This is a genomic window from Streptomyces sp. NBC_00299, assembly GCF_036173045.1.
GTDB classification, from domain to species: Bacteria; Actinomycetota; Actinomycetes; order Streptomycetales; family Streptomycetaceae; genus Streptomyces; species Streptomyces machairae.
Map to the genome: position 1 here is coordinate 1062210 of NZ_CP108039.1, position 22034 is coordinate 1084243.

The window sequence follows — 22034 nt, forward strand, 5'->3', positions numbered from 1 at the left end:
GGGATCAGGCCTGGCCGGTGTGGCGGGCGGCCGCGCGCTGGGCCCGCCGGGAGGCGCGCGGCGCCGCGGCGGTGCCGTCGCCGCCCCGGGCCGTGCCGGGGGTGAGGCCCATCAGCTCGGCGAGGTTGTCCACGAAGGTCCGGATGGTGGGGAACTCGACGAAGGAGGCGGCCGGGACCTCGAAGCCCAGTTCCTCGCCGAGCTTGGCGACGACCTCGATGAGCACGAGGGAGTCCAGGCCCAGGTCGAAGAGGTTGGTGTCGACGGCGGCGAGGTGCCGACCGCCGAGGACCTTGCCGATGGCCTCGGTGAGGTAGTCCCGGATCAGTTCGACGTTGTGCTGCGGGTCGGTCGGGTCGAAGCGGGTGATCAGCCGGTCCCCGGCCGGTGCCGCCTCGGTCCGGGCGCCGTGGGCGCCGGGCTCCACCCAGTGCCGCCGTCGCTCGAAGCGATGGGTGGGCAGGGGCACCCGGCGGATGTCCCGGCCGGTGTGCACGGCCGCGAAGTCGAGGTCGGCGCCGAGCACCCACTGGTCGGCGGCGAGGGTGAGCAGGTGGGTGAGGCCGCCGGGTTCGCCGTCCGGCGGGGTGAGGCGGACCGCGTGCCGGCCGGTGCCGTCGAGCAGCGCGTCCAGGGAAGGCGTCAGGTCGGCCGCGGCCGTCCAGACGGCGGGCTCGACGCCCTCGTCCTCGGTCATCCAGCGGCCGGTGCGCGGCGATACGACGGGCAGCCGGGGCGCGGTGACGCGGTACGGAGCGGCGCCCCGGGCCAGGGCCAGGGCGTCGGCGAGCGGGAGGGCCTCGGCGAGGGCGGCAACGGTGGCGAGGCCGGTGCGGCCGGCGGCTAGGCCGGCCGGTGCAACGCCCCAGGCGGTGAGGGCGGTGGCGAGGGCGTACTCGTGGCAGCACGCGGCGACCGCACCGTCCTCGGCGAGGAGCGCCTCTGCCTCGCCGGGGCGCCCGAGGGCGGCGGCGCAGGCGTCTACGGCGTCCCGGTAGGCCGGCACCGAGGCGTACAGTTCGGCCGCGTCGGCCGGGTCCGCGCCGGTGCCGGTCAGGACGAGGACGGGGGCGCTCGGCTCGCGTCCGGTCACGCCACGGCGGATGCGCTCCTCGTCGCCGAGGGCGAGCGCCATCGCCGCGGAGCGGGTGCTGCCTGCGACCAGGGCCAGCCGGTGGGTGTGAGCGCGACGCCCGAGGCCGAGGGTCTGCGCGACGGCGTCCGCGGGGAGGTCGGGTCGGGCCCGCAGATGGCGGGCCAGGGCGGCGGCGGCCTGTTGGAGGGCCTCCTCGGAGCGGGCGGAGAGGACCAGCAGCTCCGGCCGGCTCTCGCTCGGGGCCTGACCTCGGGCCGGGCCCTCCTCGAGGATCACATGGGCGTTCGTCCCGCCGATGCCGAAGGAGCTGACACCGGCGCGCAGCGGACCCGTCTCGCTCTTCCACTCGGTCTTCTCCGTGTTGACGAAGAACGGGCCGGCGGCGAAGTCGATGTCCGGGTTGGGCTCGGTGAAGTGCAGGCTGGGTACCAGGGTGCGGTGCTCCAGCATCAGCGCGGTCTTGATCAGGCCCGCCATGCCGGCGGCCGTGTCCAGGTGCCCGATGTTGGTCTTCACCGAGCCGAGGGCGCAGTACCCGGCGCGGTCGGTGCCCTCGCGGAAGGACTCGGTGAGCGCGGCGACCTCGATGGGGTCGCCGAGCGGAGTGCCGGTGCCGTGCGCCTCGACGTAGCCGATGGTCTCCGGGTCGACGTCGGCGACGTCCTGGGCGTCGGCGATCACGGCGGCCTGCCCGGAGATGCTGGGTGCGGTGTAACCGGTCTTGGCGGAGCCGTCGTTGTTGATGGCGGAGCCCTTGATGACGGCGTGGATCCAGTCGCCGTCGGCGAGTGCCTCCTTCAGCCGCTTGAGGACGACCGCTCCGGCGCCACTGCCGATCACGGTGCCGCGGGCCTCGGCGTCGAAGGCGCGGCAGTGGCCGTCGGGCGAGAAGATCATGCCTTCCTGGTACTGGTAGCCCTGGCCCGGCTGGTTGAGGTGGACCGCGCCGACCAGGGCCATGTCGCACTCGCCGCCGAGCAGGGCCAGGCAGGCGGTGTGCACGGCGACCAGCGAGGTGGAGCAGGCGGTGTTGATGTTGACGCTGGGGCCGGTCAGGTTGAGCTTGTACGACACCCGGGTGGCGAGGAAGTCCTTGTCGTTGGCGAGCATCAAGCGGTAGTGGTCCACGGAGGACGCGGCCCGGTAGCGCTCGCCCAGGTTGTGCAGCAGGTAGGTGTTCATGCCGGCGCCGGCGTAGACGCCGATGTGGGCGTCGGTGCGCTCGGGGTCGTAGCCGGCCCGCTCCAGGGCCTCCAGGGCGCATTCCAGGAAGATCCGGTGCTGCGGGTCGAGGATCTCGGCCTCGTCCTGCGTGAACTGGAACAACGCGGAGTCGAAGAGGTCGGTGCCGGGGATGGTCTGGGCGGCCTTCACATAGCGCGGGTCGGCCAGCCGGGCGGCGGGCACGCCGGCGGCGAGGAGTTCCTCGTCGGTGTACCGGGTCAGCGTCTCGCGGCCTTCGCTGAGCACGTCCCAGAAGCGGTCGACGGAGTCGGCGCCCGGGAAACGGCAGGCCATGCCGATGATGGCGACGTCGGAGTCGGAAAGCGTCATGGTGCTGGTTCTCCTGCTCGGTGTCAGCTCAGCCGTATGCCGAGGTCGGCGGCGACGGATCGCATGTCGAGGAAGCTGCGGGCGACGAAGCGGGCGGCGTCCTCGGAGGCGTCCATGCGTTGGAAGAGGTCGACGAGGCTGCGCTCGTGCTCGTCGCGGTCGCCCTCCCCCGCCGCGATCTCCTTGACGACCTTGCCGAGCCGGTCCTCCACGTCGGCGAGGTCGAGCGAGCGCGGGAACTTGATGCTGAAGGTGTTGCGGTCGTAGGAGGCGTTGCGCTTGACGGACCGCACGTGGCTGGCCGCGTTGAGCTTGTAGAACATGCAGTCGAAGTTCGAGAACGAGTAGTAGTTCAGCAGCGGGAAGAGCGTGCAGTGGGTCTCCAGCGGCGAGGACTGGTAGAGGCCCTTGGCGCGCAGTTCCTCGACGATGCGGTCGGGGTCGTACTCGTGCCGCATGGCGATGAACGGAAAGACGATCTTCGGCAGGTTCTCGTCGTCGTCGAAGAGCAGCTCCTCCAGCTGCCCGCCGAAGAGTGTGTCGGTGAGCCGCTCGCCGAACGTCTTGTAGAAACCGCGCACGATTTCCCGGACGTTGGACTCCATGGTGAGGATCTGCTGCGGATCGGCGCACAGCGCGATGTAGGGGATCTTCTGCCGGTAGGCCATGAGGATCGCGCGCAGCACGAAGAAGGTGCGGCAGGAGACGCAGGGCAGCTTCTCGTCGAGGTACTTGCCGGGCTTCTTCGGCGCGGGGCGGTTGAACACCTCGCGCATCATCAGCTTGATGTTGTCGTCGTCGGCGTCGAGGACGAACGTCGCCGGGATCTTCTCCCGGGCCAGCGCGATGTTCTGAGCGGCGTGCACGCTCTCGAAGGGCACGTCGAAGGTGAAGGCCAGCACCCGTTTGCCGTACTCGTTGACGAACTTGTCCAGCATGTACGTGCTGTCCTTGCCGCCGCTGTACATGAACAGGCAGTCGTACTCGCCCATGCCGGACGACGCCTGCTGGAACTCGGTGAAGACCTCGCTGGTGTAGCGGTAGTTGACGAGCAGGTCCTCGGCGAAGTCCAGGTTGCACAGGTTGCACACCCCCTGGTCGTCTAGCACCACTCCCGGATGGCCGGCCTTGAGTGAGCAGACCTGGCAGCTGGACACGGAACCCCCTGGTGAGACGGACGGATCGGGTTGTGCGGTGGGTACGGCCACGTCGTGTCGGCTCTTCATGAGCGCCGCCCCCTGCGGTCGCGGCGGCGGGCGAGCGCCGTCGTGTCGCGGGAGCGCCGGGGCCGGGACACGGCGGGCTCGGCGGGGCGGCCGGTGTCGGCGACATGGACGGCCATGGCCCGCACCGTCGGATGACCGAACATGTCGAGACGGGTGACCAGGAGGCCGAGCCGCTCGCGAAGGGTCGCCACCACGGACGTCAGGCGGAGCGAATCGCCGCCGACGTCGAAGAAGTTGTCCTCGGCACCGACCCACTCCAGGCCGAGCACCTCGCACCAGACCTCGGCGATGCGCCGCTCCAGGTCGGTGCGGACGGCTGCCGCGCCGCCGGCGACGCGGACGACGTCGGGCTTGGGCAGGGCCTTGCGGTCGACCTTGCCGTTCGGGGTGAGCGGCAGCCGGGGCAGGACGACGACGGCGGAGGGGACCATGTACGCGGGCAGGCGCTCGCCCAGGGCGGCGCGCAGCCCGGCGGTGTCCGGCGGGCCGGCCGGGCCGACGAGGTAGCCGGCCAGGCGGCGTTCGCCGGGCCGGTCCTCGCGGACGACGGCGACGGCGTCGGTGACGCCGGGCAGCCGGCGCAGGGCGGTCTCCACCTCGCCGAGTTCGATCCGGTAGCCGTTGAGCTTGATCTGGCCGTCGATCCGCTCGAGGTACTCCAGGCGGCCGTCGGGCAGGTGGCGTACCAGGTCTCCGGTGCGGTAGGCGCGGCCGGTGCCGCCGCCGGGGGCGGTGACGAAGCGTTCGGCGGTGAGCTCGGGCCGGCCCAGGTAGCCGTCGGCGACACCGTCGCCGGACAGGTACAGCTCCCCGGGGATGCCGGGCGGGACCAGGGCGCCGCGCTCGTCGAGGACGTGGCAACGGGTGTTGCCGATGGGCCGGCCGATGGTGGCCGCTTCACCGGGCAGCACCCGGTCCACGGTGGACCAGATGGTGGTCTCGGTCGGGCCGTACATGTTGTACAACGCGCCGACTCGGGGCGCGAGTTGCCCAGCCAGCTCCGGGGGCAGCGGTTCGCCGCCGCACAGCGCCCGCAGCGCCGGATCGCCGCTCCAGCCGGCGGCGAGCAGCATCTGCCAGGTGGTCGGGGTGGCCTGCAGGACGGTGGGCGCGGAGCGTTCCACGCGCTCGCGCAGAGCGACGCCGTCGGCGGCCTCGGCGGCGGGGAGGACCTCCACGGTGCCGCCCCGCACCAGCGGCAGGTACAGCTCCAGGCCCGCGATGTCGAAGCACACGGTGGTCAGCGCGAGCAGCGAGTCCCGGGAGCCGAAGCCGGGCCTGCGGGCCATCGTCCACAGGAAGTTGACCAGCGCCCGGTGGCCGACCTGGACACCCTTGGGCAGGCCGGTGGAGCCTGAGGTGTAGATCACGTAGGCGGGAGTGTCCGGGTCGGAGAGGTCGAGGGGGGCCGCCGGTGCGCCGGCGGTGAGCGCGGTGGACACCGGCACCGCCGTGACCGGGAACTCCGCCAGAGTGGCGCCCAGCGTCTCGTCGGTCACGACCAGTCGGGCGCCGGAGTCCTGGAGCATGTGACCGATCCGGGCGGGCGGGTAGATCGGGTCGATGGGCACATAGGCGGCACCGGTGCGCAGGACGGCGAGCAGGCTGACCAGCAGTTCGGGCGAGCGCTCAAGGTAGACGCCGACAAGCGTGCCGGGGCCCGCGCCGAGGCCGGCGAGTCGCCGGGCCAGCCGGTCGGCGGCCTCGTCGAGTTCGCCGTAGGTGAGGGCCCGGTCCTGGAAGCGCACGGCGGTGGCGTCCGGTGCGGCGCAGGCGATGTCGGTGACCAGCCGGGTCACGGTCGCCTCGCGCGGATACTCCTCGTCGGTGTCGTTCCACCGGCCGAGCAACAGGTTGCGCTCCTCGGGTGCGAGCAGGTCGGCGGTGCCGAGCGGGCGGTGGGGGGCGGCGGCGAGGGCGTCGAGGAATGCCGCGAAGTGCGCGGCGAGCCAGCGCCCGTGGTCCGCGGTCAGTCCGGCGCCCGCGTGGAAGCCGACGGCTCCGTCGGCGTCGATGCGGATGGTCAGCGGCCGGTCACCCGGTTCGGCCGCGCCGCCGGGCAGTGCGACGACGATGGGCAGCCCGGTGCCGGCGGCGCCCGTCAGGTCCGGGTGGCGCAGGGACACGTCACGCCGGTACGGCGTGCGGTCCCGGAGTCCGTCGAGTGAGGTGCCGATCAGCTCGGTGAGATCGGACAGGGTCAGTTCGAGCAGCCCTTCCGGGGCCTGCAGGGGCACTTCGGGCGCCAGGATGCGGGAGGCGACCGGGGAGGCCGCCCGCGGGACGGACACGGCGACGTCCCGCTCGTCGCCCCGGGTGAGCCGGGCGAGGAACGCGAGGGCGGCGGCGAGGGCCGACCGCTCGGGCTCCGTTCCCCGCTCGCGCAGGGCGTCGGGCAGCGGGACCGGGCCCGACGCGCGGGTCACCGGGGTCAGCGGGCCGAACCTCGGCGGGAGCACCGGCCGCAACGACCGCAGGGCGCGCAGCCACCGGCGCTCCTGGCGGTGGGCCGCTCGGCCGGCCTCCGCGAGTTCGGCGACGGCCGCGTCGGACAGATGCGGGAAGCTGCCGCCGAGTTCCCGGGCCAGGACGAGGGGGTCGAGCCGTTCACCGGACAGGGCGGCGAGGTCGGTGAGGCGGACGTCCCGGTCGCCGGTGGCCACGGTGAGGGCGTCGGGGCCGGCGTCGACGACGGTGCCGGGCTCGGCGGTGGAGGGCCGGTCGGTGACCTCCACGGTGCGGACGGCCAGCAGGTCGTCGCCGCGGGCGAGCAGTGCCGTGCCGAAGTCGTTGCGGCGGCGCCCGAACGCGGTGGCCCGCACGAGTGCGTCCAGTTCGGCTGCGGGCTGGCGCCAGTCGAACACACCGCCGCGGGGCAGGCCGTCGGACCGGCCGTGGTAGGTACGCAGGCCCAGGTCCTGCGGTGTGCGGGTGGCTGTGCCGGCGGCCAGTTCGTCGACGAGTTCGGCGAAGGACTCGACGCCCGCCTCGAAGCAGGCCACGTCGAGATCGTGCACCGTGGCCGACGGGTCGACGCGCACCGTGCGCTGCTTGAGCACGTCGCCGGTGTCGGCCTCCAGGTTCATCACGTGCCAGGTGACGCCGTGCTGCTTGTCGCCGTCGAGGATGGCCCAGCTGGTGGCGAACAGACCCGCGTGCCTGGGCAGCGGACCGTCGTGGAAGTTGACGGGCAGCCGGGTGGGCAGGGCCAGCACCTCCTCCGGGAGCATCCGGAGGTTGGCGATGCTGAACAGGTAGTCGAAGGGCAGCGGGGCCAGCCGCTCGGCGAGGTCCGCGCCGAACGGTACGGCGGGCAGCCCCTCCCCCTCGGCCCAGTCGAGCAGCTCGGCAGAGGGGGACACCACGGCGGCCACTGTGTGCCCGCGGGCCACGAGCAGCCTGGTGCACTCGACGAGGAGGGTCTCCTCGCCGATCACGACACAACTGAACGGCTCGGCAGTCATCGTCCGCCTCCTTCGGACTCCCCGCGCTGGGAGAGCAGTTCGGCCAGCAGCTCGTCGACGGCTGCGTCGGACAGGCCCGCGACCAGGCGCTCGGCGTCGCCGGACGGGACGGGTTCGGGCGCCGCGGGGCTGGTGGGCTGAGGGGTGGTGACGGGGGTGTCGGGGCCGTGTGCCCGGGCGCCGAAGTGCCCGGCCAGCTGCCGGATGGTGATCCGCTCGAACAGCAGGGTCGCCGGCTGCGGTCCGTAGACCCCTTCCAAGGCGCGGGTCAGCTCCAGGACGACCAGCGAGTCCACTCCGTAGTTCTCGAAGGTGAGATCGGGGTCGAGCTGGGCGGGGGTCATCTCCAGGACGCGGGCGAAGACGTCCGTCACCTGGCGCAGGGTGTCGTCCTGGGAGGCCGGGAACACGGGGGTGGAAGGGGCAGCGGCACACGCCGGCGCCGCGGCCGGAGCCGGGGTCCGCTTCGGCTCGAGCTCGGCCGCCGGAGCCTGCCCGTCGGCGGGCACCACGCCGTCGCTGACGGCGGCGATGACGCTCTGGAAGGCAGGTCCGGCCTCCGTCGTCGGGGCAGCCGCGCTGATGTCCGTGAAGCCGCACGCGGCCAGCGCGTCCCGCCACTGGCGGTCGCTCGCCAGTGGGGAGCGGGGCATGCGCTGCTCGGGGTCCGAGAACAGCCACCAGCCGGCCGTCAGGCCGAAGATGAGCGCCAGTTGGTGCCGGGCTCGGGTGCCCTCCACGAGCAGCAGGGCGCCGCCCCGCCGCAACAAGCGCTTGGTCCCGGTCAGCGTCTCGGACAGCCGCCGGGTGGCGTGCAGGACGTTGGTGGCGAGCACCACGTCGTGGGCGCCAGGGGTCACGCCCTGCCCGGCCGGTTCGGCCTCGATGTCCAGCACCTCGAAGCGGGTGAAGGGGAACTGCGCGCCGAAGCGGTTCCTGGCCTTGCGGACGAAGGCCGGGGAGACGTCGGTGAAGACGTACTCGATGCCGTCGCCGTGGGCGGCGAGGGCGGCGAGCACGGCCGCGGTGGTGCCGCCCGTGCCGGCGCCGATCTCCAGGATCCGTACCGGTGCGGTGGGGTCGGCGGCCCGGCGGGCCTCGACCTGCTCGGCCACGAGCCGCGCCACCTCCTGGTTGCAGCGGTCGGTGACCGGGTCGCCCCGGTAGACGGCGGCCACGCCCTCGGTGGAGCCGTCGGGGAAGAGGACCTCCATGGCGGGACGGCGGCCGGTGAGCACGTCGGGCAGCGCGGACATGCAGTCACCGAGGAGCGTGACGACCGGCGCGAGGGTGGGGTGACGTTCCGTCAACTGATTGAAGATGTTCATGAGTTCCTTCTCGGGCGCGGTCCTGCGGCCCGTCGGGCGCAGGCGGCCGCCGTCCGTGGCGGTCAGCCAGTCCGTCTCGGCCAGCATGTCCAGCTGCGCCTGGAACAGCGCGGCGTGCTCGTGCACCACGCCCAGGCGGGCGGCGAGTTCCTCCCGCGTGGCCTCGCCCGCGCCGAACAGGCCCGCCCGGTCGAGCACCGACGCCAGCATGCGCAGCGCCAGCTCCTCCGCCTCGGCGACCGCACGCTGGTGCTCGGCCAGTTCAGGGTCGGCGCCGGGCGCGCCCGGGAAGCGGACCTCGGGCAGCGGGTCCGGCGCACCGCCCGGCAGCACGCTCAGGGTGCGATCGGGGTCGATACCGAGGTTGGCCAGGATGGGCCGGTCGGCGTCCAGGGCAAACACCTGGGGCAACCCGGCCGCGAGGGTCCGCTCGACGACGGTCATGCCCTGCTCGGCGCTCAGCGGTCGGATGCCGGCGGCACCGAAGCGGCGCAGCACCCGCTCCCGCTCCGGGTCGCCGCCCGCGTGCCAGTAGCCGAGGTTGAGGACCCGCACCGGGAAGGGCAGGGTGCGGGCGGCGTGCAGGGCGAAGGCGTCGGCGAAGGTGCAGCCGGCGGCGTAGCCGGCCTGTCCGTGATTTCCCTCGAAGGCCACGCCGGACGAGTAGAAGAGCGCGAAGTCCAGCGGCACCTCGCGCACCGCGCGCAGCAGGCTCCAGGTCGAGTCGGTCTTCGACTCCAGGGCGGTCCGCAGCCCGTCCTCCGGCAGCTCCCTCAGCACCTGGTTGACCAGCACCATCGCGGCGTTGATCACCCCGTGCAGGGCGCCGAACTCCTGGACGGCGAGATCGACGGCCTCCTTCAGCGCGTCGGGGTCGGTGGCGTCGAGCGCGAGGTAGCGGACCTCGGCGCCTGCCTTCTCCAGCTCCGCGACGGTCTGCCGCCGGGTCCCGTCGAGCGGGGAGCGGCCGACCACGACCAGCTTCGCTCCGTAGGCGCGGGCCAGGTGCCGGCAGGTGTCCCGGCCGACGGCGCCGAGCCCGCCGACGACCATATAGACGCCCCCCGGGCGGAACCGGGGTGCGGAGGCGGGCAGTTCGACCCGCTCCAGGGTGCGCACCCGGCGGACGCCCGCGCGCAGCGACACGGGCACCGGCCGGGCGGGGAACGGCTCGGCCACGATCGCGTCGGCCGCCCGGGCGGCCTCCGCCGCGCGTACGTCGACGAGCGCCACGCGCAGCGCGGGGAACTCCTTGGCCGCGACGGCGGCCAGCCCGGCGGTCCCGGCGGCCCACGGGGCGGAGTGGTCGCCCGCCTCCAGCGGGTGGACGTCCGTGGTGACGACCTTCAGACGTGTCTCGCGCTCCAGCAGGCCGTGCCGGGCCAGCGCCCGCACCAGGCGGTACAGCGCGACCGGACCCCGGTCGGTGAGGGTACGCAGCTCGGCGCGGTCGGCGGGCTCGCGCCCGGGGGCCGTGGCGAGGAAGTAGACCAGGTCCGGCGCGCCGGAGCCGGCCAGGGCGCGGTCGAGTTCGGCGTCCGCGAGACCGCCGGAGCCGACCGGGAGCCGTCGTACGTCGGCGCCGTGGTGGGCGCGGACGATACCGGCGGCGGGCTCGGCGTCCAGCCGCTCCCCGACCAGCAGCACGCTGCGGGCGGCCGCGGCGCGCTCCTCGGCAGGCCGGGCGGCCCACACCGGCCGGTGTACGACCACCGCGGACGGCTTGGCCTCGCGGTAGGTCAGGCCCTCGAACCGGACCCGTACCGCGCCCGTGTCGTCGCAGAGCAGCACCTCACAGCGGTCGGTTCCGGTCTCCCGGACGTACGACCACCCGGTGGCGGGCACCGCGCCGAACACGTCGACGCGGTCGGCGGCGAACGGCAGCATCGGCCGGGCGTGTTCGCCCCGGCGGCGGACCAGCAGGGCGGCGACGGTGTGCAGGGCGGCATCCAGAACGCCCGGGTGCAGGGCGTGCGCCGGGTCGTCGCCGGCGGTCTCGCCGATCCGGCCCAGCACCTCGTCGCGGCCGGTCCACACCTGCCGGACGCGGCGGAAGAACGGCCCGTACGGCAGTCCCTGCCCGGCCAGCACCCGGTAGAAGGAGTCTGCGCCCGGGCCTTCGTCCAAGCGGGCGCGCAGCACGGTGAGGTCCAGGGGGGCGGGCGCGGCCGGGGCGGCGGCGAGGCGGCCGCAGGAACGTACGGCGTCGTCGGCGCCGCGGATCTCGTACCGGTCGCCGTCGAAGGCCACCGCCACCGTCTCCTCGGCCCCGCTCAGGGCCAGCGGGACGATCCAGCGGACGTCCACGCAGGCCCGCCCGACCAGTCCCCCGCTCGCCTCGGCGACCAGGTCCAGGTGGCCGACGCCGGGCAGGATGGGCCGTCCGTCGACGACGTGGTCGTGCAGGACCGGCTCGTCGGCGGCGAGTCGGCGCTCCCACCGGCGCGGGCCGTGCGTCGGGGCGGAAGCGGGCGTGGTGTCGAGCCAGTGCCGTACCCGCGCGAAGGGGTACGTCGGCAACGGCACCCGGCGGCGCTCCGCGGGGCGCAGGCGGTGCAGCAGGTCCCAGTCGACGGTGACGCCCGAGACCCACAGCCGGCCGAGGAGGTCGTCGGCACCGGCCGCGATCTGGGTGGCGAGGAAGTCCTCGCCACCGACGCCCTCGGTCAGCAGGCCGGCCAGCGCCGGGTGCTGGTCCACCCGGCCTCCGTGCAGCCACTGGCCGCCCTCGCCGCGGCCGACGGCGGCGAGCTTGCCGGCCGCGTCCGCGAGGTCGGCGGCGACGAACGCCAGCCGTGCGGCGAGGGGTTCGCGGCCCACGCGCAGGGTGTGGGCGACGTCGGCAAGCCTCGGGGCGCCCGGCTCGGCGAGGGCGCGGCCCAGGTCGGCCGCTCGGGCGCGCAGCCGGTCCTCGTCGCGGGCGGACAGGACGATCAGCTCCGCCTGCTCGGGGCCGGTCGGGGCCGGCTCGGGGGTCATGTACTCCTCCACGACGACGTGCGCGTTGGTGCCGCCCGCGCCGAACGAGCTGATGGCGGCGCGGCGCGGCAGCGGACGGCCGTCGCCGTCGTACCCGCGCGGCCACGGCGCCGTCTCCCGCTGCACAGTGAACGGCGAGCTCTCGAAGTCGATGACCGGGTTGAGTTCCTCGGCGTGCAGCGTGGGCAGCAGGGTGCCGTGGCGCAGTTGCAGGACGGCCTTGGTGAGCCCGGCGATCCCGGCGGCGCCCTCCAGGTGACCGATCGCGGACTTCACCGAGCCGAGCGCGCAGAATCCCGTGTCGTCGGTGTGCCGGGCGAAGGCCTGGGCCAGCGCGGTGTGCTCGATCGGATCGCCCAGGGCGGTGCCGGTGCCGTGCGCCTCGACACAGCCGATGGTGCGGGCGTCGATGCCCGCGGCGTCCAGCGCCTGTTCCACCAGCGCCTGCTGGGCCTGCGGATTGGGCACGGTGTAACCGCTGGTGCGGCCTCCGTGGTTGACGGCGCTGGCACGGATCACGGCGTGCACGGTGTCGCCGTCGCGGACCGCTTCGGACAGCCGCTTGAGCACCACCGCGCCGACGCCCTCGCCGGGCACGTACCCGGTGCCACCCGCGCCGAAGGCCCGGCAGCGGCCGTCGGCGGACAGCATGGTCTTGCGGCTGAGGTGCACGTACTTGTCGGGGTGCACGGCGACATTGACGCCGCCGGCGACGGCGTACGAGCACTCGCCGCGGCGGATGCTCTCGCAGGCCTGGTGCACGGCCACGAGGGACGCGGAGCAGGCGGTGTCGATCACCACGCTCGGGCCGCGGAAGTCGCCGAAGTAGGAGACCTGGTTGGCGATGGCGGAACGGTTGGCGAGCACGACCTGGTGGTTGCCTCGGGCCGACTCGGCGGCGGCGAGGATGGCGTAGTCGTCCCACATGACGCCGACGAACACGCCGGCGTCATGCCCCTGACCGCCGTGGCGGGGCGCCGGGATCCGGGACGGCGGGTAGCCCGCGTTCTCCAGCGCAGACCAGGCCGTCTGCAGGAAGAGCCGCTCCTGCGGGTCCATCGTGCGGGCTTGCTTGGGCGCGATCTGGAAGAACAGCGAGTCGAAGGAGTCCACGTCCGACAGGAAGCCGCCCCAGCGGCTGTAGCTGCGGCCCGGTGCGGCCGGGTCCGCGTCGAACAGGGCGTCGGCGTCCCAGCGATCCGCGGGGACCTCGGTGACGCAGTCGCGGCCCTCGGCGAGGTTGCGCCAGAACTCCTCCAGGGTGTCCGCCTGGGGGTAGCGGCCGCTGATGCCGATGATGGCGATCGGCTCGTCGGCGTCCCGGCGGGCGGGCGGGGTGTGCGGCCCCGGGGCGGACGCGGGAGCGGGAGCGGCGTCCTGCCGCGACGGCCCTGTCTCCTGCCGCGACGGCTCGGTTTCCCCGGGGAACAGGCGGGTGACGGCGTCGGCCTGCTCGGCGAGGATGTGGCCGGCCAGCTCGTCGACCGTCCGGAATTCGAAGAACACGGTGCCGCGCAGGCCCGGGAAGTCCTTGCCCAGCAGCGAGTTGGACTCCATGACCAGCACCGAGTCCAAGCCGTAGTCGTCCAGCGGGACGCGGCTGTCGAGGCGCCCGGTGGGCAGCTTGAGCACGCCGGCGAGGACCTCGCGCAGGTGCTCCACCAACCGGTCCCGGAGCCGGTCGGCGCGGGCGGCGACGGGCGCCGGCGCGACGGGCCGGGACGAGACGGGCCGGGACGAGACGGGCCGGGACGAGACGGGCGTACCCGTCAGGGCGGCGTCGACGGCCGCCGGGTCGCCCCAGGCGGGCACGAGCCACGAAGCGCCCGGAGCGAACGAGCGGGCGAGGAGGTCGAGGCCCGCTTCCGCGGTCAGCGCCCGCATCCCGCTGCGGCGGGTGTACGCGGCCAGTTCCTCCTCGCGGACCAGCCCGTCGACCCCGCCGACCGCCCAGAGCGGCCAAGCCAGGGACAGACTGCGGCCGTGCCCCTCGTCCCTGCGCGCCCGGCGCACCGTGTAGAGGTCGGCGAAGCGGTTGGCGGTGGCATAGCCGGCCGCTCCGAAGTCACCGATGAGGGACGAGACGGAGGAGAAGACCACGAAGAGGTCGAGCGGATCCTCGCGGGTCAGCCGGTCCAGGTGGACCAGGCCGTGTGTCTTGGCGCCGAGCAGCCGGGCGAAGCGCTCCCGGTCGCCGTCGGCGCGGCCCTCGTCGGCGACGCCCGCCAGGTGGAACACGCCGTGCAGGGCGCCGAACCGGTCCCGGGCTGCGGTGAGCGCCGCGCCGAGCTCGTCGGCCCGGGCCACGTCGGCGCGCAGTGCGAGCACCTCGGCGCCGAGGCCGGTCAGCCTGCCGTGCCAGGCGCGGGTCCGCTCGTCGGGCTCGGAGCGGCCGATCAGCACCAGTTTGGCCGCGTGGGTGCGGGCCAGATGCTCGACGAGGACACGGCCGATGGCACCGGCGCCGCCGGTCACGACGTACACGCCCCCGTCCCGCAGGGGCACGTCGGCCGGGGTGGCCGGGCCGGTGAGCGGGCGCAGGGCCCGTATCTGGCGCTCGCCGGAGGTCGTTCGGCGGACCTCCAGGCCCGCGGCGCGGGGTGCTGCGCGCAGTTCCACGGCCACGGCCCGGGCGACCTCGGCGGCCGGGGCCGCGATATCGACGGCGAGGGTGAGCAGTTCGAGGTGGGGCGCGACCGGCCCCGTGGAGCGGGCGAACCCGGCCAGGGCGGCCCACTCGGGCCGGTCCTCGCCGGCGTTCTGCGTGTGCAGCACCAGGCACCGCACCCGGCCGGGCAGCACACCGGTCCGGGCCGCGTCGAGCACGTCCAGGACGGGGGCGCAGGCGCGGTCGAGCAGGTCGGCGGGCGAGCCGTCGTCCGCGTCGCCGGGGACGACGACGAGGTCGAGCCTGTCCTGGTCGGCGAGGGAGACGAGTCGGCCGGTGTCCTCGCCGACGGTGACGACGCGCCGCCACACGCCGGTCGCGGCCAGCGCGGACTCCAGTTCCGGGTGGCTGCCGAGCAGGACGAGGGTCCCGGCGGCGTCCGCCTGTTCCGGGTCGGCGGCGGGTCGCCAGTACGGCTCGTAGAGGCGAGGTTCGCCGGAGGTGGGTTCAGGCCCGGCCTGCGCGGGGGACGCGACGGGCATACGGTCGGCGAGCGACGCCGGGGCGCCGGCTGCGGGGCCCTCCAGGGCCGCTTGGGTGCCGGGGAGACGGCCCGCGAAGTCCCGTACGGCGACGAGTACTTGGCCCTGGTCGTCGTACACGGTCAGGTCGAAGCGGCGCACGCCCGCCGACTCGCCGACCAGCCGGGCGTGCGCGTGGCAGACCTCGGGCAGCGGGGCGAACGAGTCCAGGGCGCCGAGGCTGAAGGGGACGGCGAGTTCGCCGGGGCGCGGCGCGGTGGTCCGGCCGGACCAGTGGCAGGCCCGCAGGGCACCGTCGAGGAGCGCCGGGGGCAGCTGGGTGAGCGGGGCGGCACCGGCCTGGGCCAGCCGGACCAGCGCCTCGCCGGGGCCGACCCGGATCTCGTCGATGACCTGGAAGGAGGGGCCGTACCCGAACCCGGCGGCCGCGTACTCGGTGTACGCGGTGGGTCCGTCGCGTACGACGGACAGCCGGGCGCGCAGCGCGGCAAGGTCCTCGGCGGCCTCGGGGGCGGCGGGGGCCGGGACGGCGCTGCCGCGGGCGTGGGTGGTGCGGTCGGCACCTGTCCCGCTGTACACCTCGAAGGCCAGTCCGGTGCCGTCCGGGCGGAAGGAGACGTACAACTCCGCTTCGCCGCCGGCGAGTTCGACGGCCCGGCCCCATACCACGTCGCGCATGGCGTGCCGGGCGCCGGGCTCGGCGAGCGCGGCGGCGGCGCGGACGAACTCCAGCATCGCCGCGCCCGCGAGCAGCGGCCGGCCCTCGATCACGTGGTCGCGCAGCAGTGGGTCGTGCGCGCGCAGCGTCTTACGGAAGCGGATCTCGGTGACGGTGGACTCGTTGGCGTCGACCAGCGGATGCGCAGCGGCCGTGCCCAGGTCGGGGTCGAGCGGGATCCAGTAGCGCTCCGCGGCGAACGGGTACCGCGGGGCGCGCACCCGACGCGGGGCGGGCCCCGGCCGACCGGCGTGCCAGGCCGCCCAGTCCACGTCGGCGCCGCCCAGCCAGCGGCGGGCCGGCTCGGCCAGCGGGCCCGCGTCGGCGGGGTCGGGAGCCCGGCCACCGTCGGCGAACCGGCGCAGGGCGGCGACGAGTTCGCCGCCGTCGGTGACCGCCACCGCGAGCCTGGCGTCGAGGGGCTCGCGACCCACCTGGGTGGTGAAGCACAGGTCGGCGAGCGGTACGCGCTCGGTCCGGACGAAGGCGGCGGCCGACTCGGCGTAGGCGCGCAGCCGTTCCTCGTCGCGGGCGGAGAGCAGGAACAGCACGGGTTCGTCGGTGCGCTGCTCGCCCGCCGGTACGTCGGTGACCGGGTCGGGGTTCGGGGACTCCTCCAGGACGAGATGCGCGTTGGCGCCGCCCGCGCCGAAGGAGCTGAGGCCGGCCCGGCGCGGCCCGTCCCCGTCGGGCCAGGCGGACAGCTCGCGCTGGACGCGGAACGGGGAACGCTCGAAGTCGATGTTGGGGTTCAGCTCGGCCGAGTGCAGCGAGGGCACCAGGGTGCGGTGCCGGAACTGCAGCAGCACCTTGGTGAGTCCGGCGATGCCGGCCGCGGACTCCAGGTGCCCGATGTTGGACTTGACCGAGCCGATCGGCCAGGTTCCGGGCGCGGCCTCGGCGGACCTATAGGCGTGGGTGAGGCCGGTCAGCTCGATCGGGTCGCCCAGGGCGGTGCCGGTGCCGTGCGCCTCGATGTAGCCGATGTCCAGAGGGGTGAGCCCGGCGCGTTCCAGCGCGGTGGTGATCGCGCGCTGCTGGGCGCGCGGGTTGGGCACGCTGTATCCGTTGGTCCGGGCGCCGTGGTTGACGGCGCCGCCCAGGATCAGGCCGTGGATGCGGTCCCCGTCGGCCAGTGCCTTGCGGTAGGGCTTGAGCAGGACGGCGCCGACGCCCTCCCCGGGCACATAGCCGTCGCCGCCCGCGCCGAAGGCCCGGCAGCGGCCGTCGGAGGCCAGGAAGCGGCCCTGGCTGAGGAAGGCGAACTTGTACGGGTGGACGGAGACGTTGACGCCCCCGGCGATGGCCAGTTCGCTCTCGCCCCGGCGCAGGCTCTCACAGGCCAGGTGGATCGCGGTGAGCGAGGAGGAGCACATGGTGTCCAGCGCCATGCTCGGACCGGACAGGTCCAGGGCGTGGCTGACCCGGTTGGCGATGGTGGCGAAGGACGAGCCGGCGAGTGGCCGCCCGCCGCGCAGGGCGTCCAGCGCGCCGTGGAACTGGTACTCGCCGTACATCACGCCGACGTACACGCCGACGGGCCGGCCAGCCAGGGCGGAGCGGGGGTAGCCGGCGTCCTCCAGGACGTGCCAGGCGTTCTGCAGGAACAGGCGTTCCTGAGGGTCCATCAGTTCGGCTTGGCGCGGGGAGATGCCGAAGAAGAGCGGGTCGAAGCGGTCGACGTCGCGCAGGAATCCGCCCCACCGGGTGTGGGCGAGGCCGGGCGCCGCCGGGTCCGGGTCGTACCAGCGGCGGCTGTCCCAGCGCTCGGCGGGGATCTCGGTGATGGCGTCGCGGCCCTCGGCCAGCGTGGTCCAGAGCTCGTCGGGGTCGTCGGCGGCCGGATAGCGGCCGGCCAGGCCGATGACGGCGATGGCATCGGTGTCGTCCGCGGCGGGTTCGGCTACGCCGGCCCGTGCCGTACGGCGCAGGGCGCGCGGCGGGCGCGAGGTGGTGCCCTCGACCGCGGGCGTGACCGGTGCGACCGCCGGTGAGCCGCCGGTCAGCTCGGCCGCGTGGTGCTCGGCGAAGTAGCCGGCGAGCTCGCCCAGGGTGGCGTATTCGAAGAACAGTGTCTTCGACAGGGCCTCGAAGTGCCGGTCCAGCTCGCGGTTGAGCTTGGCGATCACCAGCGAGTCGATGCCGAGCCGGTCGAACGGGGCGTCCTCGGCCAGCTCGACAGGCTCCAGGCCGGCTTCGGCGGCGATCAGCTCGCGCAGCAGTCGCAGGGCCTCATCGCGCGGGCCGGCGCCCTCGGCGGGCGCCGTGGCCGTGGCGGGCGCCGTGGCCGTGGCGGGCCGGGCCGCCCGGGCGACGGGCGCGGTGAGGGCGGTGGTGATGGTGCGGAGGTCTCCATGGGCGGCGACGAGCGCGCCGGGGGTTCCGAGTGCCTGCTCGAACAGGGCGAGGCCGGCTTCTGTGGGCAGTACGCCGAAGCCGGTCCGGGCGGCGATGTCCGCGGCGGCCTCGGGGCTCTGACGCATCCCGCCGTCGGCCCACATCGGCCAGGCGATCGCGGTGATCCGGCCGTGCCGTTCGGCGTACGCCTCCAGGTAGGCGTTGGCGTACGCGTAGTCGGTCTGGCCGGGGTTGCCGATGTGGGCGGCGATGGAGGAGAAGGCGACGAAGAAGTCCAGCGGGTCGTCGGCGGTGGCCGCGTCCAGGGCGCGCAGTCCGGCGGCCTTGGGGGCGAGGACGGCGGCGAAGTCCTCGGCGGACTTGGTCAGGGCGAAGCCGTCGCGCAGCACACCGGCGGCGTGGACGACACCGTTGAGCGGCCCGAACTCCTCGCGTACGGAGGCGAGTCGGGCGGCCAGGGCGTCCGGGTCGGACACGTCGACGCTGCGATAGAGCAGGCGCTGGTCCAGGTCGGCGGGTCGTTCGCTGCGGCCCAGCAGGACCACGCGCGCGTCGGCCCGGGAGAGCAGTCGGCCGGCGACGGCACGGCCCAGGCCGCCGGCGCCGCCCGTCACGACGTACACGCCGCCGTCGCGGACTGCTGCCGGGCCGGCGGCCGGGGCCGGCTCGGCCTGCGGAATCCGGCGGCCCTGTGCGGTGTGGGCGACCTCCGGGTCGCGGCCGTGGCCGGCCAGTTCGACGGCGAGCGCGTCGGCCTCGGCCACGTCCTCGGCGAAGCCGACGGCCTGCACCTCGAGGACGGGGTTCTCCGCGCGTACGGTCCGGGCGAAGGCGGCGAGTGCGGCGCGTTCGGGGCGTGGGCCGTCGGTGTCATGGCGGTGCAGCAGCAGGACGCGCACGGGTGCGATGGGGCGGGCGGTGAGGAGCGTGCGGACGACGTGCAGGGCCTGTTCGGGGGTCGGTTCGTCGACGAGGACCACGTCGGGCACGGTGGCCGGGTCGAGTTCGCGGGCGACCGTGCCGATGCCCAGGGTGGTGAGGTGAGCGGCGAGCTGTGCGCCGCGCGCCGGGTCGGGGGTGACGACGGCGGCCGTGTCGCCGAGGGGTGCGCCGGTGGGCTCGGCGGGTACGGCGGTCCAGCGGCGGACCAGCAGGGCCGACTCGCGGGGCTCGGCCAGGACGCGCACGGCGAGGTCGTTCAGGCGGGCCAGGACCTGGCCGTGGGTGTCCACCACGGTGAGGTCGGCGTGCGCGGTCCGCTCCCCCAGCCGTCCGGGCGTGACGTGGACGTGGCAGGGCCCGGTGACGGGGGCGTGCACGGTCAGTTCGCCCAGGGCCAGCGGCAGGAAGCCGTCGGCCCTCTCGCCGTAGGCGCGGGACAGCAGCACGACCAGGGCGTGCAGGGCGCCGTCCAGGAGGGCGGGGTTGAGCACGACGCCGTCGAGCGAGGCGCCGTCGGGCAGTTCGAGGGTGCCGAGGGCCTCCCCGTCGCCGAGCCGCACGTCGGTGAGGGCGCGCATGCGGGGGCCGTAGTCCAGGCCGTGAGCACGCAGGATGTCGTAACAGGCGGTGTGGGTCAGCAACTCGGCACAGCGGGCGGCGACGGCGGCCGGGTCGGCCGGTGCCGGGCGTTCGACGGCCGCGTGGTGGATCTCGCCGGCCGCGACCACCTGCTCGTCGGCGGTGAGTTCGAACCCGACGGTGTCGCGCTCGTGCCACAGCTGGACCAGCGCGGTGCGCGTCCCTGTGGCGTAGGACAGCAGCTGCTCGAAGGAGACTCCACGCAGCCGGACCGGCCCGCCGAGGGCGAGTTCGCCGGCCGCGCGGGCCAGTTCCAGCTGTCCGGCGGCGGGCAGGACGGGCTCGGCGCCGACACGGTGGTCGGCGAGGTAGAACTCGCTGCCGGTGCGGGAGCTGCGGTAGGCGAGGGTGTCCAGGGTGGACACGTTCTCGTCCAGCATGGGGTGCGGGCCGGGGCCGGTGACCCGGCCGGCGGGTGCGCCGGTGTCCGGGCCGGTCAGCCAGCAGCGGCGGCCCTCGAAGGGGTACGTCGGCAGTGGGACGCGGCCGCGCTCCTCGCCCTCGTACCAGGCCGCCCAGTCGACGGCGGCGCCGGCCTGCCAGGCGCGGGCCACGCCGTCCCAGGGGCCGTCGGCCACGCCGAGGACGACACCGCGGACCTCGTCGTGAGCGCTGCGCACGGCCATGCGCGCGCGGGCGGCCGGCGGTACCGGGCCGTCGCCGGTCAGCGCGTCCTGAAGCCGCAGCGCGCCGGTCACGCAGGCGGCGGCCCGGGCCGCGAGCCCGTCGCCGTGCACCGCGACCGGGGTGAGGCCCCAGTCGAGCCACAGCTTGCCGAGCGCGTACTGCAAGGCGAACGCCCGGCCCCGCTCACCCAGTCGGTCGGCACCCGCGGCGAGTGCGGCCTCGTGGTGCCCGGCGAAGGCGGGCTCGGCGGCGGCCCAGCGGTCGGCCAGGCCCGCCGCGTCCGGGACGTCCTCGGCGAAGACGAAGGAGACCTCGCCGGTACCGGGCTGCTCGGGGACGGCGGTCTCCCGCAGGGCCCGGGCGAGGGCGGCGGGGTCGGAGCCGGTGACGGCGAGCCGGTACTCGTGGGCGCGGCGGCCCACGGCCAGCGTGTAGGCGACGTCGGCGAGTGCGGCCGGGTCGTCGCCGTCGAGGTGGGCGGCCAGGTTCTGGGCGGCCGTGGCCAGCGCGGTCGCGGTACGGGCGGACACCACCAGCAACTGCTGCGCGCGGTGTGCGTCGCCGGTGACGGGGGCGGGTGGGGCCTCCTGGAGGATCGCGTGGGCGTTGGTGCCGCCGATGCCGAAGGAGCTGATGCCCGCGCGCAGCGGGCCCTCACCTGTCCAGGGGGCGGTGTCGGTGCCCACCTTGAAGGGGCCGGCGGCGAAGTCGATCGCCGGGTTGGGGGTGGTGTGGTTGACGGTCGGCACCAGCGTCCGGTGCTGCATCATCAGCACCGTCTTGATCACGCCCGCGACACCGGCCGCCGCGTCCAGGTGGCCGATGTTGGACTTCACCGAGCCGATGGCGCAGAACCCGGTGTCGACGGTGGACTCCCTGAACGCCCGGGTGAGCGCCGAGACCTCGACCGGGTCGCCGAGGCGGGTGGCGGTGCCGTGTGCCTCGAGGTAGCCGATGGAGCGGGGGTCGACGCCGGAGACCGTGTGGGCCTCGCGGATGACGGCCGTCTGGCCGGCGGCGCCGGGCGCGGCGAAGCTCACCTTGCCGGAGCCGTCGTTGTTGGTGGCCGTGCCCTTGATGACGGCGTGGATGGTGTCCCGGTCCGCGATGGCGTCCCGCAGCAGCTTGAGGACCAGGACACCGACACCGTTGCCGAGGACGGTGCCGCTGGCGTCCGCGTCGAAAGTGCGCACATGCCCGTCCCGGGACAGGATCGCGCCCTCTTCGTACAAGTACCCCTTGGCCTGCGGCAGTTTCACGGTGACACCGCCGGCCAGCGCCATGTCGCACTCGCCGTTGATCAGCCCCTGGCAGGCCAGGTGGAGGGCGACGAGGGAGGTGGAGCAGGCGGTCTGGACGGCGTAACTGGGGCCTTTGAGGTCGAGCTTGTACGACAGCCGGGTGGCCAGGAAGTCCTTGTCGTTGCCGACCATGACCGCGAAGTGGTTCGAGGTGGTGGTCTGGTCGATGTGTGGCAGGACCTGCTGCTGGAGGTAGGTGTTGATGGCCGCGCCGGCGTAGACGCTGATCAGCCCGTCGTAGCGGGCGGCGTCGTAGCCGGCGTGCTCCAGGGCGGCGTGGCCGGCCGTCAGCAGGATGCGGTGCTGCGGGTCGGTGATCGCGGCCTCGGCCGGGGTGAACTCGAAGTACCCGGTGTCGAACAGGTCGACGTCCGGGATGGTCCCGTGGGCGGGGACGTACTCCGGGTCGTCCAGCAGCCGAGCGGGCACCCCCGCCGCCGCCAGTTCCTCGCGGCTGAAGCGGGTGATGCCCTCGCGGCCCTCGCTCAGCAGGCGCCAGAAGGAGTCCAGGTCGTCGGCGCCGGGAAAGCGCCCGGCCATGCCGATGATGGCGACGTCCGTCTCGGCAACCGCCGGAACCGGGTTGTTCACGACCCAACACTCCTTACTTTCCTGCGCTCACTTGGGAAGAGACCGGTACTCCGGTTCGTGA

Annotated in this window: 4 protein-coding genes; all 4 read right to left on the reverse strand. The window is 74.4% G+C overall.

Going from position 1 to position 22034, the window contains the following annotated elements; genetic code table 11:
* Positions 1-4 precede the first annotated feature (4 nt).
* A complete protein-coding gene (locus OHT51_RS04675) occupies positions 5-2650 on the reverse strand; it encodes a type I polyketide synthase (RefSeq protein WP_328877592.1) in 2646 nt (881 codons plus the stop codon).
* A 23-nt stretch (positions 2651-2673) separates the two neighbouring features.
* Positions 2674-3807, reverse strand: coding sequence for an OzmP (locus tag OHT51_RS04680; RefSeq protein WP_328877593.1), 1134 nt, complete (start codon positions 3805-3807; stop codon positions 2674-2676).
* 65 nt (positions 3808-3872) lie between these two features.
* Positions 3873-7340 carry an amino acid adenylation domain-containing protein gene (locus tag OHT51_RS04685; RefSeq protein WP_328877594.1) on the reverse strand — a complete coding sequence of 1156 codons (3468 nt, stop codon included), beginning with the start codon at positions 7338-7340 and terminating at the stop codon, positions 3873-3875.
* Entirely contained in the window at positions 7337-21973 is a 14637-nt protein-coding gene (locus tag OHT51_RS04690) for an SDR family NAD(P)-dependent oxidoreductase (protein WP_328877595.1), read from the reverse strand. The genes OHT51_RS04685 and OHT51_RS04690 overlap by 4 nt, the downstream gene beginning before the upstream one ends.
* Positions 21974-22034: the final 61 nt, after the last annotated feature.

Bases quoted from the DNA above. Each gene is read 5' to 3' on its own strand.
- OHT51_RS04685 (WP_328877594.1), bottom strand. From the start codon at position 7,340: ATGACTGCCGAGCCGTTCAGTTGTGTCGTGATCGGCGAGGAGACCCTC.
- OHT51_RS04675 (WP_328877592.1), bottom strand. From the start codon at position 2,650: ATGACGCTTTCCGACTCCGACGTCGCCATCATCGGCATGGCCTGCCGT.